The organism is Streptomyces sp. NPDC031479, assembly GCF_055581065.1.
Map to the genome: position 1 here is coordinate 1 of NZ_JBVIKC010000070.1, position 14245 is coordinate 14245.

Sequence of the window (14245 nt, forward strand, 5' to 3'; positions counted from 1 at the left end):
TCGACGGCGGAGAACTGGCCGGTGACACCGATGGTGGCGCGGACGGCCTGGGGGTCGGTGGTCAGGTCGTGGCCCCCGACGCGGGCCTGCCCGGCGTCGGCGGTGATGAGCGTGGAGAGGATCTTCACGGCGGTGGTCTTGCCCGCGCCGTTCGGCCCGAGCAGGGCGAAGACGGTTCCTTCGGCGACGGCCAGGTCGACTCCGTCGAGGACGGTCTTGTCGCCGTAGGACTTGCGCAGCCCGACGGCGGAGATCGCGATCGGGGACGGGTGCCCGTCGCCGCGGCTTGAGGTGGACATGACAGAAGAAGGCATGGTGCCCTCCCTTTTCGAAGGCCGGAATTGAATGGAGGGGCGGGTGAGCCGTGGGCGGAGACCGGTGCTCTTGGCGTCAGGCCTTGGCGCGGCGGACGTCGATGTTGCCGTACCGGGTGCGGGCGCGGATCTTCACGGTGTCCTCGGCCTCCCCCGGGGTCTCGGACGCGGTGAGCGAGTTGCGCACCTGGCCGGAGCCCGAGTTGACGTCGAGCCAGGCGGCCGTGCCCTCGCGGACGCCGACCTCGATGGCCCCGTAGGAGGTCTCCAACTGGACGGTGCCGCGGGCCACCTCGCCCACGCGCAGGGTGCCGTGGGCGGTGGTGGCGGTGACCGAACCCTCGGCCCGGCGGATCTCGATGTCGCCGTTGGCACCGCTCACCCGCAGCTCGCCGTTGGCGGCGCCGACGGTCGTGGTGCCGTGCGAGTTCTTCAGGACGGCGGGGCCGTCGACGACGCCGACGCGCAGGCTGCCGGAGCTGGTGGTGATCTCGGCCGTGCCCTCGATCCGGTCCACGGTGATCGAGCCGTGTGAGGCGGTCAGCTTCAGCGGGCCGGTCGTGTCGAGGCGGACGTCGCCCGACGAGGTCTTCACGCGGACCTCGCCGAGCCGGCCCTCGCCGACCACCTGGGTCCAGGCACCGGTCGTGTCGATGCGTGAGCCCGTGGGGAGTTCGACCGTCAGATCGACGGTTCCGGTACGGCCGAGCAGGTTGGACTTGGGAGTCCTGACGGTCAGCACGCCGCCCGTGTACGTGACTTCGGTCTGGTCGGCCGTCCGTACGTCGAGGTCCCGCTTCGGGTCGCGGGGCCGTACCTCGACGACCGTGTCGAGGCGGTCGCCCGCGGTGAACTGGATGGAACCGGCCTCCACGCGTGCGGTGACCGAGACCGGTTCGGGAGTGTCGAAAGAAGGCATGGCTGTCCCGTCCTCTTGGCTCTTCTGGATGTCCCCGCTGGTGGGACGCGGTGTGGGTGAAGTGGTGCGGGTGGCGTCGAGGGGATGGTGCGGCTAGCGGACCCACCCCGTGAAGCTCTGTCCGACGGTCTGGGACTTCTGCGTCGTACGCGGCCGGGTGCCGCCGTCGACCGCGGCCGATACGGCCCGCACCAGCCACGCGTTGACCGACAGGCCCTCACGGCTCGCGGCCTCCTCGGCCCGCGCCTTGAGATGGGCGGGCAGACGCAGGTTGACGCGGGCGGTGCCGGTCTCGTCGCCCTCGGCGGGCGTCTGCGCGCCGACCGGTTCGACGGGGGCGGCGGTTACCTCCGGGGTGCCGCCTTCGACGGGCGGCAGCGTCACCACGAAGTCGGGGTCCAGGCCGCGCAGACGTACGTCGACCGAGCCGGGGGCGAGTTCACGGGTGACCTCGTCCATCGCGGCGGAGAGCACGTGGAGCATGGTCAGCCGGGTCGCCGACTCCAGGGGAGCGGTGAGTCTCTCTGCCAGCTCTCGGGCTTCGTCGCCGCCGGCTTCGGCGGCCACCGCCAGTTCGCGGCGGAGGGTGTCGACATACGGAGTGAGGTCCATGACGCCATGATGGCGCCATAGTGGCGCCATGCGCAAGGGGTGCGCGGGCATCCACGGATCGGGTTGAGGTCTACAGCGCGCTGATCTGCGGAAATGCGATGGAGTTCGGGGGTGTGGTGCGTGGTGTCATCGGTGCTCATGGGCTGCTGGTGGTGCCGGACGGCCCCGAGTGGTGCCAAGTGGCCCCGAGTGGCGCCAGGTGGTGCCAGGTGGTGTCAGGTGTCGGGTGGTGCCAGGTGGTGCCAGATGGCGTCGAGTGGCGTCGGGTGGCGCCACTCCGGCTCAGGAGGGGTGCCGGCCCGGCGCCCGGCGGGGGCGCTCGTATCGGGCCCGTGCTGCCCGGTGGGTCAGCTGCCCCGGCCTTCGGCCACCGAAGTCGCACGGGCGTGAAACCGTATTCGATTCGGCCTCTCCGGCTGGCTCGATCCCCCGGCCGGATCGGAAGCCAAAGGGCTCCGGATTGGGGTCGCATTGGGGAGGGAGGCGGCGCTCGCGTCCCTTCCGCGGGGACTTCCGGGGCGGATCCGGAAGTCCGCGAGTTCACCTTCCGGTCATTCGGCTTTCCGTCGGGGCGCCTCGTCCGGGAAGGGGTCGGGTGAAATCCGCTCCGGTCGGGACCCCGTTCAGCGTCAGGGGCGCGGCCCGGTCCAGCGAACCGAGGAAGTGGGAGCGGACCACGAGGTCGGGGCCGCCGGCGGGGCGCGAAAGGGCCAGGGCCGCCGCGTGTTCCGGTCCCACGGGTACGTCCTTCACGGTCCAGCCGGGCGGCCGGGCCGGGGCGCCGGGTGCGGGGTTGCCCAGGTAGTCCAGGTCGGGGCCGCGGCCGACGCCGGTGCCGAGTCCCTTCAGGTACGCCTCCTTGCGCGCCCACAGCCGGGCGAAGACCGCGGGGCGCAACGACGGCGGCGCGGCATGGATCTCCCTCTGCTCCGCCGGGTGCAGCACTTCGCCGACCGTGGTGGCCTTGTGCGGCGCCGGAAGCCGCTCGACGTCGACACCGACGGGCCGCCCGGCCACCGCGATCAACACCAGGCCGCCGGTGTGGGACATCGAGAAGTGCGGCCCACCGGGGCCCGCCAGGACGGGACGGCCGTGCGGTCCGCCGCAGCACGGGCAGGACTGGCGTGCGAACGTCAGCTCCGCCGGGGTGACGCCCCGGTAGGCGCAGAGCACCCGGCGCAGGGTCAGGTGCGCGGCCACGTAGCGGTCGCGGTCGGCCGGGTAGACGAAGGCCGCGACCCGGGCGCGTTCCTCCTCGTCCAGCGGGGACCGGTCCAGGACGACGGAGCGCAGCCCCGCGTCGGAGACGTGCAGCAGCCACAGGTCCAGCGCCCCTTCGGCCGGCACGGGCCGCACCGCGGGCCAGTCCGAGACGGCCCAGCCCGGCGGCGGGCAGGCGGGCTCCAGGGAGGACTGCACGGGGCGCTCCGGTCTCTCGGCATCGGCGGACGGCTGTTCGGGCACGATAGCGCAGGGCATAAAGAAGGAATTGATGGCCGAATACCGTTCCGCCTCCACCGTCCGCGGCCGTGCCGTTCCCGTCGTTTCTTCGGGTGCTCGGGAATTCGGCCGAGCGGAACGGCCGAAATGATGCGCCCCTTTACCGCACCCCGCTGGAGGCGTCTGGCGCGCCTTGGCCAAGGATCAGTGCATTCTGGCTCAAATCCGCCGGATCTCTTCCGAGTTCTCCCTTGGTGTCGCCTACGATCTTGTTTGTACGGGGGGAGGATTATGGCGTTTGGGACACCGGATGCCAGGAACGGTTTCAGGAAGAGGGAAATACTGTGGTGGTCACGGTCGGTTCCGCCCGGGCCCACGGCCCGGCCCGGAGCCTGGACACCCACACCGCCGAACTCGACGCCCTGCTGCGCCACGCCGCGGCCGCCCGGGAGGGGACCGCGCGTGCCGTGCTCGTCAGGGGGCCCGCCGGGATCGGCCGGACCCGTCTGCTGGCCGTCGCGAGCGAGCGTCTGGCGGCCGAGGGCATGGCCGTACGCCGCGTCGCCGGCCTTCCCGGAGCCGCCTGCCGGGTCCGCGCGGTCGACGCCCTCCTCGAACCGCCGCCCGAGAGCCCGCCCGAGAGCCCGCCCGTACGACCGGACGCGGCCGACGGACCGTGCGACGCCCCCGGGCCGCGCGATACGCACCGCGACTGGCGCCGGCTGCACCGGCGCGCCCTGGAGCTGCTCGCCGACGGCCCCACCGCCCTGGTCATCGACGACGCCCAGTGGTGCGACGAAGCCTCCATGCGCTGCGCCGACTTCATCCTGCGCCGGTCCGCCGGGCAGCCCCTGCTGATCGTCCTGGCCCAGCGCACCGGCGTCCCGGGCCCCGGTACCCGGGTGCTCACAGAGATCCTCGCCCAGGACCGCTGCGCCCTCCTGGAACTCGGGCCGCTGGACGAGCGCGAAACCCAGCGAATGATCACGCGCGTCCTCGGAGCCCCGGCCGACCAGCCGTTCGTCCGGCGCTGCACGGAGATCACCGGCGGCAACCCGCTGCTGCTCGACCGACTGCTCCACACCCTGCGCACCGTGGGGATCCCGCCGGGCGCCGACGCCCTGCACCAGCTGGGCACCGTCCACCAGAGCGTGCTGGCCTCCCTGGTCCCCGAGTTCCTCGCCGCCGGCCCCCGCCCCGTCCGGCAGGTGGCCACGGCCCTCGCCGTGCTCGGCAGCGCCGCCGCCGACCCGCTCGCCGCGCTCAGCGGGCTGAGCGGACGGCAGGTGGAGTCCGCGCTGGGCCGGCTGCGCCACATCGAGGCCGTACCGGCCGACTCTCCGCCGCGGATGCGCGAGGGGATCCGCACGGCGGTCCTCGCGGCCCTGGACTGCCAGGAGCTGCGCGGACTGCGGGTCCGCGCCGCCCGGGTCCTCAGCGACGCCGGGCGCCCCGCGGCCGAAGTCGCCGAGCAGCTCGCCCTGCTGGAGCGGATCGACGAACCGTGGATGTTCGCCGTGCTGCGCGAAGCCCTCGCCGAAGCACCGACCCGTGCGACCGTCGGGGCCGCCGGCCGCTGGCTGCACGGTTCCCCGGGCAGCGGGCTCACCGCCACCGAGCGCGGCAACCTGCACGTCGAACTGGCCCGCGCGGCGGGCCGTACCTTCGTCTCGCCCGCGGACGCGCTGTGGCACCTGCGCCAGGCACTCGACCTCATGCCGCACCCGCGGGAACGGGCACCCGTCGCAGTGCAGTACGCCATGATGGCGCTCGGCACCCGCCGGGCCCCCGAGGCGCTGCGATTACTGGAGCGGGTGCTGGGCGAGCTGCGCGCCGGGACCGGTGCCGGCCCGGAGCCCGCCGACCGCGAAGTGCGCGTCACCGTCGAATCCGCCCTGCTGGCCACGGCGGTGAACGACCGGACGGCCCTGCCCGCGGCCCGCGCCCGGGCCGCCGCCCTGCCCGTGCCGAGCGGACACAGCCCGGCCGACCGGCGGCTGCTCGCGGCCCTCAGCGCCTTCGCCGCGCTGGACGGCGGATCCGCGGGCCGGGCGGCCGCGCTCGCCCGCAAGGCCCTGCGCGCCGACGAGCCGGGCACCGCGGGCTGGGGCGTGTTCTGCTGCTCGGCCGTGCTCGCGCTCGCCGACTCCGTCGACGAAGCACTGACGGCACTGGACCAGGCGCTGTCCCCGGCCGAGACCCACCCGCCGCTGTGGCCGCGCCGCGCCGCGCTGGCGGGCAGGTCCCTGATCCTCCACGGCATCGGCGACGTACCCGGCGCCGCACGGGACGCCTGGGCCGCCGTCGAGGCCGTCGGACCGGCCGGGGCCCCACCGTTCGCGCGCATCGCGCTGAGCTCCGTACTCCTCTCCCAGGGCGAGCCCCGGCAGGCGGCCGCCGTACTCGACGCGCTCGCCCGTTCCGCGCCCGACCTGGACCGGAGCGTCTGGGAATGGCAGCACTACCTGTACACGAAGGGCCGGATCCTACGGGAACTGGGCGATCTGGAAGGCGCCCTGGAACTGTGGCGCCGCTGCGGCCGCAGCGAGGAGGAGGCCGGCATCGCCAACCCGGTCCTGGCCCCCTGGTGGCTGCCCACCGCCACCACCCTCGGCGGCCTGGGCCGGGGAGCCGAAGCCGCCGGCATCGTCGCGGCCGCCCGGGAACGCGCCCGCCGCTGGGGCACGCCGCGCGCCCTGGGCCTGGGCCTGATCGCGGAGGCCTCGGTCGTCGAAGGCCGCGACCGTACGGGCCTGCTGGGCCGGGCCGTCGACCTGCTGTCCGAGTCCCCGGCCCGGCTGGACCTCGCCAAGGCCGAATACCAGCTCGGCCGTGAACTGCTCGCCCTCGGGGACGCCCGCGGCGCCCGCGGCCATCTGCGCCGGGCCATCGGCCTCGCCACCCGCTGCGGCTACCGCGTGCTCGCCGCCGTCGCGCGCGACGCGCTGGTGACCGCGGGAGGCCGGATGCCGCAGCTCGCGACCATCCCCCTCGACTCCCTCACCCACAGCGAGCGCCGGATCGCGACGCTCGCCGAGCGCGGCCACAGCAACAAGGGGATCGCGGAAGCCCTGTTCATCACCCCGCGCACGGTGGAGATGCACCTGACCAACGTCTACCGCAAGCTCGACGTGCGCGGCCGCGCCGACCTGCCGCGCGGCCTCGGCCGCCACCCCGGCGCGCCCAGACCGGCGGACGGCCTCTCCGCCACGTCCTGAGTCCCGGGGACGTCACGCAGCCGGGGGCACACCCGGGCGGCAGCCGGGGGAGCCCCGATCGACACGACACCCCTGGAGGACGGACAGTCATGGAGCGGACGACAGCGGAGCACCCGGTTCGCGCCACGCCACCGGCGCACCGGAGGCGGCCGGGCGGGACCGGGGAACCGGCCGCCCTCATCGGACGGGACGCCGAGGCCGGCCTGCTGCACGGCCTGCTGGGACAGGTGCGCACGGGACGGCCGGCGCTCGTCGAGGTCCACGGGCCGCCCGGCACGGGACGCAGCGCACTGCTCGACCACGCGGCGGCCCTGGCCGGGGGCGCGGGCATGGGGGTCGCCGCCGTCCGGGCGACGGCGGAGGAGGCCGGGCTGCCCCACGGCGTGGCCGGGCGGCTCGGCGCACTGCTCTCCGCGCCCGCCCGCACCGGCCCCGGCTCCCCGTCCCACGGCACCGTACGACAAGCGGCCGCGCACGCCGACGGCGCGCGGCCCCGCCGGACGACGGACCCGGACCTGTGCGCCGACGTCCTGGAGGCCGCCCGCGGCGGACCCCTGCTCCTCGTCGTCGACGACGTCCAGTGGGCCGACCCGCAGTCGCTGCGCGCCCTGCGGTCGCTGGCCCGCAGGCTGGCCGGGCTGCCCCTGATGCTCCTCACGTCCCGCAACAGCGCCGTTCCGGCCGCAGCGGACGAACGGATCGATCCCTGCACCCTGGCCGGCGAGGACGCCGTGACCCGCCACACGCTGACCCTGGGCCCGCTGTCGGACGGCGCCGTCGGCGAGTTCATCGCCGGGAGCTGGCAGGCCCCGGTGGACGAGGCCTTCCTCGCCGACGCGGTCCGGCACGCCGACGGCAGCCCGGCCCTGATGCGCTCGATCGTCGGACGGTTCGTCCGGCACGGCTGGACGCCCGGCACCGACCACCCCGGCCGGCTGGAGGAGAGCGCGGCGGAGGCGGTACGGGAACGCACCGTACGGACCCTGGCCCTGCTGCCCGACGAACTCCTCGCAGTCCTGCGCGCCATCGCCGTCGCCGGACCCGACTGCACCCCCGGCCTGATCGACGCGCTGGCCGGCCCACGTGCCCTCGGCACCTCCCGGGCCCTGGCACTGCTGCGCGGAACCGGCCTGCTCGCACCGGGACGACGCCCCGCGTTCCGGACCGCCGCCGCGGCCCGCGCCGTCCTCGCCGACCTCGGCAGCGAACACCGCGAGGAACTGCACGCACGGGCGGCCGACTGGGCCCACCGCGCGGCCCTGCCCGACCGCGCGCTCGCCCGGCTGCTGCTGGACGCCCGCCGGATCGGGGCCACCTGGGCGGTGGAGGCCCTGCGCCGCGAGGCCGCGGAGTGCCGGGCCACCGGCCGGCCCGACCGCGCGGCCCGGCTGCTCGAACGGGCGCTGCGCGAGCCGGTGCCACCCGCCCTGCGGATCCGGCTCCTCACCGACCTGAGCGCGGCCGTGCTGCCCACCGGACCCGAGGCCGCGAGCCGCCACCTGTACCGCGCCCTGCAGACCCCCGGCGACGGGACCGCGGCCGTCGCCGACGCGGTCGCCGACGCCGAGACGGGCCGCGCCCTGCTGCACGCCGCGGAACTCCTCGTGGCCCGGGGCGACGTCGACACCCCCCGCCCCCGTATCGCCAGGGCCGCCGACGCCGCCCGCCCGGGCAGTGCCGAGCGGTCGGGACTGCGCGCCCTCCATTGGATCACCGAGTACAGCAGGCCGGACCCGGCCGACAGCGGCGAGCCGCTCCTGCCCGACACCGGCCCGCCCGCGCCGGAACGCTCCGCCGAAGCGGCCGTCGCCGCCTGGCGCACCGCGCAGCACGGCCGGAACATCGACCGGGCCCGGTGGCTCGCCCGGACGGCACTGGCCCCGCGGGTGCGCGAGCACGTTCCGCCCACCGTCCGGGCGGCGGCCGCGCACGCGCTCGTCCTCACCGGGGACACCGCGGAGGCGCGCCGCGCGCTCGACGAGATCCTGGTGGGCGCCGAGCGCAGCGACGCGCGTGCGGTCGCGGGCCTCGCCCTGCTCGTCACCTGCCTCGCCGAACTGCGCGCCGGCCGCGAAAGCGCCGCCGCCGAGGCCCTGGACCGGTGCGAGGCGATCATGCCCAGCCGCTGCTGGCACCCGCTGATGGCTCCCGGCCCCCTCGCGTTACGGGCCCTGCTGCACCTGCGGCGGGGCGACAGGACGGCGGCCGAGCGGGCCCTCGCGACCGAGCTGCCGCCCGGCGCCGAGGGCGGGCTGCCCTGGGCCTACCTGCTGTACGCCCGGGGCCGGGTCCGGCTCGCCGGCGGAATGCGCGACCAGGCCTTCGCCGACCTGCTGGAGTGCGGGCGGCAGCTGCTGGCCCGGCAGGCGGTCAACCCGGCGGTGCTGCCGTGGCGTTCGGCCGCTGCGCGGGCCCGCGAGCCCGGAGACCCGGCGGCCGCGGCGCTGCTCGCGGAGGAACGCCGGCGGGCCCTGCTGTGGGGTTCGCCCACCGCCATGGCCGCGGCGCTGGGGGAGGGGGCCGGGGCCGCGGGCGTCGGGGGAATCCCGGCTCCGGGCCGCGGGAGGCCGGTCAGCTGGCAGTACCGGCAGGCGCTGGTCGCCCTCGGCACCGCCCCGTCCTCCGGCCACCTGACCGTCGACTCCCTGCTCGGCAGCGACCGGGGGGCGGCCCCCGGGGCCGGGACCACCGGGCTCCCGCTCCCGTCCCGTTCCGCGCCGCCGTCCCGTTCCGCGCCCCCGTCCCCGTCCGAGCGCCTGCCGTCGCCCCGGTTCCCGTCGGCCTCCCCGTCGCCGGCCGCGTCCGTGCGGCGGGGAGCGGGAGGCGTGGCCCCGGACAGGACCGCGGCGGGTACGGGAGCGCTGACCCGCGCCGAGCTGCGCGTGGCGGCACTCGCCGCCGACGGCCTGGGCAACCGGGCCGTCGCCGAGGAACTGGCCGTCACCCCCCGGACCGTCGAGCTCCACCTGACCAAGGTCTACCGCAAGCTCGGCATCCGGGGACGGCCCCAGCTGGCCGCGGCGCTGCGGCGGACGGCGGGGGAGTCCACATGACGCCGCCGTCCCGCCCGTCCCGCCCGTCCCGCCCGTCCCGCCCGTCCCGCCCGTCCCGCCCGTCCCGCCCGGCGCGACGGGCCGGGCGGCGGCGCGGCTCCCCGGCCCGTGAGCCACACCCGGCCCTCCCCGGGCCGTCCCAGAACACACGGAGGAACGATGAGGCCCCTGTTGCACCGCCAGAAGGAGCTCGACCTGATCACCGGCGCCATGGACGCGGTGCGCCACGGCGCCGGCGGCGGCTCGCTGGTGGTCGTCACCGGCGGCCTGGGCACGGGCAAGACCGCCCTGCTGCGCGCCCTGCCGGAGCGGGCGGAACGCCGTGGCCTGCGCGTCGTCACCGCCAGCGGAGCCGTGTTCGAACGCGACTTCGAGGCGGGCGTACTCGGCCAGCTGCTGACCCCCCTGCTGCCGGGCGCCCCCGCCGCGCCGCCCGGCGACTGCGCGGGCCCGTCGGTGGGGTCCCCGCAGGACGACGGCTTCCTCGGGCTGGTGGCCGAGTACAGTGCCCGCACACCGCTGCTCATGCTCGTCGACGACCTCCAGTGGGCCGACGTCACCTCCCTGCGCCGGCTGGGCCTGCTGGCCGGACGCGTGGCGGGGCTGCGCGTCACCCTCGTCGTCACCCTGCGCGAAGGCGACCCCGGCGAGGACGCGCCCCGGCTCCAGCAGCTCGTCGAACGCGCCTCCCGCGTCGTGCGGCTGGGCCCGCTGCCGCCCGAGGGCACCGCGGACCTGGTCGGCGTCCTGACGGGGCGCCCCGTCGACCCGGCCTACGCACGGGCCTGCCACGAGGTGACCGGCGGCCGGCCGCTGCTGCTCACCGCCATCCTCGACGCACTGCCGGGGACCGGGGAAGGGCCCGGGTCCGCGGACGACGTCCGGGCCGTCCACGCGGCCCGCCCGGCGGCCCTGCACGAACGGTTCGCCGTCGTCCTGCGCGACCAGCCCGCGCCGGTACGGGAGTTCGCCACGGCTCTCGCCGTGCTCGGCGACGGCGCGGACGAGGAGCTGATCGGCAGACTCGCCGGCCTCGACGGCACCGGCCGGATCGAAGCCCTCAGGGTGCTGCGCCGGCTCGGTCTGCTCGCCGAAGGCCCCGTGCCCCGATTCGTCCACCCGGTGGTGGGCGAAGCCGTCGAGGAGGCCATGACCCCGGCCGAGGCGGAGAGCATCCGGGTGCACGCCGCCCTGCTGCTGCACCTGGGCGGCCACCCGGCGGAACGGGCCGCCGCCCAGCTCCTCGCCGCCTCCTCCTGCCACGAGGACTGGGAGACCGACGTACTGCGGGCGGCGGCGGGCTCGGCCCTGCGGCGCGCGGCTCCCGACACCGCGGCCCGCTATCTGCGCCGCGCCCTGCTCGGCAGTTCACCCGAAGGCCCGGACCGCGCCGAGCTGCTGGTGGAACTGGCCATGATCGAGCGGGACTTCGCGCCACGGGCGGCGCTGCGGCACCTCGCCCAGGCACTGTTCCTGTTCCCGGACACGGACCGGCGGGCCCCGGTGGCGGGCCTGATCCCGCCGTTCCTCCTCGACGGCGCCCCTTCCGCCACCGTCGACACCGTGGTCAGGACCGCGGCGGAACTGGGGGAGGCGGCGACGCTCACCGGCGCCGCCCGCGGGCACGCGCTGCGCCTGGAAGCGCGCCTGCGGCACGCGGCGTTGGCCGGCCCGGAGGAACCGGACACCTGCGGCGGCCGCCTGCGGTCCCTGGGCCCCGCCCCCTGCCTGGACACGGCCGCCGAACGCGAACTCGTCACCGTACTGCTGCACGGCGCGGCCCTGGCCCAGACGGTCAACGCCGCGGAGGCCGTGGCGCTCGCGGAGCGGCTGCTGCAGCACGAACCCGCCGCCCCGGACCACGTGCACACCGCCCTGCCGCTGCTGACCGAGGTCCTGGTCGCCGCCGACTCCCTCGCCACCATCGGCCCCTGGCTGGACACCGCCCACGACCGGGCCCGCAGGGAGAACGCCGACGTACCGCGCGCCCTCATCGCCGTCGAACTCACCCGCCTCGCCCTGGCCCGCGGCGACCTGACGGGAGCGAGGGAGCACGCCGCGGAGGCGCTCGCCCTGGACGTCACCGACTGGGCCACGCTCCAGACCCTGGCGCCCGTCGTGCTGGCCGCCCTGGAGGCCCGGGACGCCGCCCTGTGCGAACGCCTGCTGTCCGGGCGCCGGGAGGAGGCCGTCCCCGGCCACCGGCCCTCCTTGCGCCGGCTCATCCACGGCTCGGCCGCGGTACTGCGCGACGACCTGCCGACCGCCCTGGACTGCTTCCTCGACTGGGGCCGCACGGCCGAGCGCGCCCACTGGCGCAACCCGGCCATCGTGCCCTGGCGCACGTGGGCGTCCGCGCTGCACTACCGGATGGGCCGGCCCGACCGGGCCCACGACCTGATGGACGAGGAGTACGCGCGCGCCGTGAGCTGGGGCAGCCCGGTGGCCATCGGCCGTGCCCAGCGCGGCAAGGGCGCCATCACCGAGGGCGCCCGCGGCATCGCCCTGCTGCGGGAGTCCGCGCTCACCCTGGAGGGCTCGGCCAACGCCCTGGAACGGGCCCGCACCTCGCTGCTCCTCGGCCGCCGCCTGCTCGCCCAGGGGCGGCGGGCCGAGGCCGAGGAGCGGCTGACCCGGGCCCGCGCGGAGGCCCTCGACTGCGGTGCGCCCTGGATGGTCGAGCGGGCGGGCCGGGCGCTGCACGGCATCGCCGGTTCCCGGGGCGAGGACGTGGCGGCGACGCTGACGCGCACGGAGCGCCGGGTCGCCGCGCTCGCCGCCCGCGGTGCCTCCAACAAGGCCATCGCCGAGCGGCTGGAGGTGAGTTCGCGCGCCGTCGAGAAGCACCTCACCCACGTCTACCGCAAACTGCGGGTCGACGGCCGTACCGGACTCACCGCGATGGCCCGGCTGCTCTCCGACGGGGCCGGCCCGGCGCACCCGTAGTGCTCCGGGCGGGTGCGGTACCCCGGCTGCGGGAGGGCACCGAACCGAACCGAACCGAAACACCTGCGGTACCGGCGGTAACCGAACCCTCCGTTCCCCGCCCACAGGGTTAGCGCACCAGGGATTGATTTCGTTGACACCCTTCACCGCGTCTTCATACCTTCCTTTTGGCGGTGATCGAACTGCGTGGCCGGGGCCGAATAGAGGCCATAGTGAGGCCGGATTTCGATGCCCATTTCCCATCGGGCCCCAGTGAAACCCGCCACGGTCAATGAATACATGCAGGACAGGAAAGGGCGGAAATGAGCCAGGGTGCACCGGTGAGTTTTTCCACGGTCCGAGACGGATACTTCAACCCGCCGCCGACGACGCAGTCGCTGCGCCGGACCGAACCCATTACCCGGATGGAATTCGCCGACGGACACCTCGGCTGGCTCGTCACCGGATACTCCGCCGCGCGGGCCGTCCTCGCCGACAACCGGTTCAGCGCCCGGGGGGAACTCAAGCACCCCCCGGTACCGCGCGCCGCGACCCTGGAGGAGGCCCCGGCCGCACCGCCCGGGATGTTCATCCAGCACGACGCGCCCGAGCACCAGCGCTACCGCAGGCTCCTCGTCGGACAGTTCACCGTCCGCCGGATGAGGATGCTCACCGAATGGATCGAGGGCATCGTCGCGGAGCGCCTCGACGCCATGGAACGCCTCGGATCCGAGGCCGACCTCTTCGAGCACTTCGCGCTGCCCATCCCGTCCCTGGTCATCTGCGAACTGCTCGGCGTGCCCTACGCCGACCGTGCGGGCTTCCAGCACGACACGCACGTCTGGAGCAGCTTCGGGGAGTCCACCGAGGTCGTGACCGCGGCCTTCCTGTCGCTGGGCACGTACCTGCAGGGCCTGGTGCGGCTCAAGCGCGCCGAGCCCACCGACGACATCCTCAGCGGGCTGATCGCCGCCGACCCGGACCTCACCGACGAGGAACTGACGTCGATCGCCTTCCTGCTGCTGGTCGCCGGCCACGAGACCACCGCGAACCAGCTCGCCCTCGGAACCTTCGCGCTGCTGCGCCACCCCGAACAGCTCGCCGCGCTGCGCGCCGACCCCTCCCTGATCGAGGGCGCCGTCGAGGAGAGCCTGCGCTACCTGAGCATCGTCCACCACGGCCCCACCCGGGCCGCCCTGGAGGACGTCGAGATCGACGGCGTCCTCATCAAGGAGGGCGAGGTCGTGATGGTCTCCCTCGCCGCGGCCAACCGCGACCCCGAGCGGTTCGAGGACCCCGAGTCCTTCGACGTGACCCGGCGCGCCGGCGGCCACCTCGGCTTCGGGCACGGCATCCACCAGTGCCTCGGCCAGCAGCTGGCCCGCATCGAACTGCGCGTCGGCTTCACCGCCCTGCTGGAGCGCTTCCCGGCACTGCGCCTGGCCTGCCCGCCCGAGGAGATCAGGCTCCGCCACGACATGCAGGTCTACGGCGTGTACGCGCTGCCCGTCGCCTGGTGACCGGCGACCCGATGGGGGTCGAGGTCAGCCGGGACCTGTGCCGCGGCGCCGGCATGTGCACCCTCCTCGCCCCCGAGGTCTTCGACCAGAGCGACGAAGGCGTCGTGCTGCTGCTCGACGCCCGGCCGCCCGCCGCAGTGCGCGCCGCCGTCCGCGAGGCCGCCGACCAGTGCCCCTGCGCGGCCATCACCCTGCACGAGCCCTCCACGACCCCCGAGGTCCCAGGGACCCCCTGAGGTCCAGC

9 protein-coding genes are annotated in these 14245 nt (G+C 75.5%); 5 read left to right on the plus strand and 4 right to left on the minus strand.

The annotated features are described in order from the left end of the window. The 4 genes from ACZ5D2_RS38870 to ACZ5D2_RS38885 all read right to left on the minus strand — a co-directional run. A partial coding sequence (locus ACZ5D2_RS38870; protein ID WP_468936218.1) for an ATP-binding cassette domain-containing protein occupies positions 1-299 on the minus strand: 299 nt, incomplete at its 3' end. Positions 300-390: 91 nt separating this feature from the next. After that, on the minus strand, positions 391-1233 hold the full coding sequence (locus tag ACZ5D2_RS38875) for a DUF4097 family beta strand repeat-containing protein (RefSeq protein WP_371674958.1): 843 nt from the start codon (positions 1231-1233) through the stop codon (positions 391-393). A 93-nt stretch (positions 1234-1326) separates the two neighbouring features. Next, positions 1327-1845, minus strand: a complete 519-nt coding sequence (locus ACZ5D2_RS38880) for a toxin-antitoxin system HicB family antitoxin (RefSeq protein WP_371674957.1) — start codon at positions 1843-1845, stop codon at positions 1327-1329. A gap of 540 nt (positions 1846-2385) precedes the next feature. After that, positions 2386-3309, minus strand: coding sequence for a 4'-phosphopantetheinyl transferase family protein (locus ACZ5D2_RS38885; RefSeq protein WP_371674956.1), 924 nt, complete (start codon positions 3307-3309; stop codon positions 2386-2388). Positions 3310-3629: 320 nt separating this feature from the next. Between ACZ5D2_RS38885 and ACZ5D2_RS38890 the strand changes: the two genes are divergently transcribed. From ACZ5D2_RS38890 to ACZ5D2_RS38910, 5 genes are all read left to right on the plus strand, one after another. Next, positions 3630-6503 carry a helix-turn-helix transcriptional regulator gene (locus ACZ5D2_RS38890; RefSeq protein WP_371674955.1) on the plus strand — a complete coding sequence of 958 codons (2874 nt, stop codon included), beginning with the start codon at positions 3630-3632 and terminating at the stop codon, positions 6501-6503. Between the two features lie 89 nt (positions 6504-6592). Further along, a complete protein-coding gene (locus ACZ5D2_RS38895; RefSeq protein WP_468936224.1) occupies positions 6593-9556 on the plus strand; it encodes an AAA family ATPase in 2964 nt (987 codons plus the stop codon). Between the two features lie 159 nt (positions 9557-9715). After that, positions 9716-12502, plus strand: a complete 2787-nt coding sequence (locus ACZ5D2_RS38900) for an ATP-binding protein (protein WP_371674953.1) — start codon at positions 9716-9718, stop codon at positions 12500-12502. 320 nt (positions 12503-12822) lie between these two features. Next, positions 12823-14001, plus strand: coding sequence for a cytochrome P450 (locus ACZ5D2_RS38905; RefSeq protein WP_371674952.1), 1179 nt, complete (start codon positions 12823-12825; stop codon positions 13999-14001). Beyond that, a complete protein-coding gene (locus ACZ5D2_RS38910) occupies positions 13998-14237 on the plus strand; it encodes a ferredoxin (RefSeq protein WP_371674951.1) in 240 nt (79 codons plus the stop codon). Before ACZ5D2_RS38905 ends, ACZ5D2_RS38910 begins: the two co-directional genes overlap by 4 nt. Positions 14238-14245: the final 8 nt, after the last annotated feature.

What these genes read in the sequence shown, in the direction of transcription:
- ACZ5D2_RS38875 (WP_371674958.1), bottom strand. Translation starts at nt 1,233, where the DNA reads ATGCCTTCTTTCGACACTCCCGAACCGGTCTCGGTCACCGCACGCGTG.
- ACZ5D2_RS38880 (WP_371674957.1), bottom strand. Translation starts at nt 1,845, where the DNA reads ATGGACCTCACTCCGTATGTCGACACCCTCCGCCGCGAACTGGCGGTG.
- ACZ5D2_RS38895 (WP_468936224.1), top strand. Translation starts at nt 6,593, where the DNA reads ATGGAGCGGACGACAGCGGAGCACCCGGTTCGCGCCACGCCACCGGCG.
- ACZ5D2_RS38900 (WP_371674953.1), top strand. Translation starts at nt 9,716, where the DNA reads ATGAGGCCCCTGTTGCACCGCCAGAAGGAGCTCGACCTGATCACCGGC.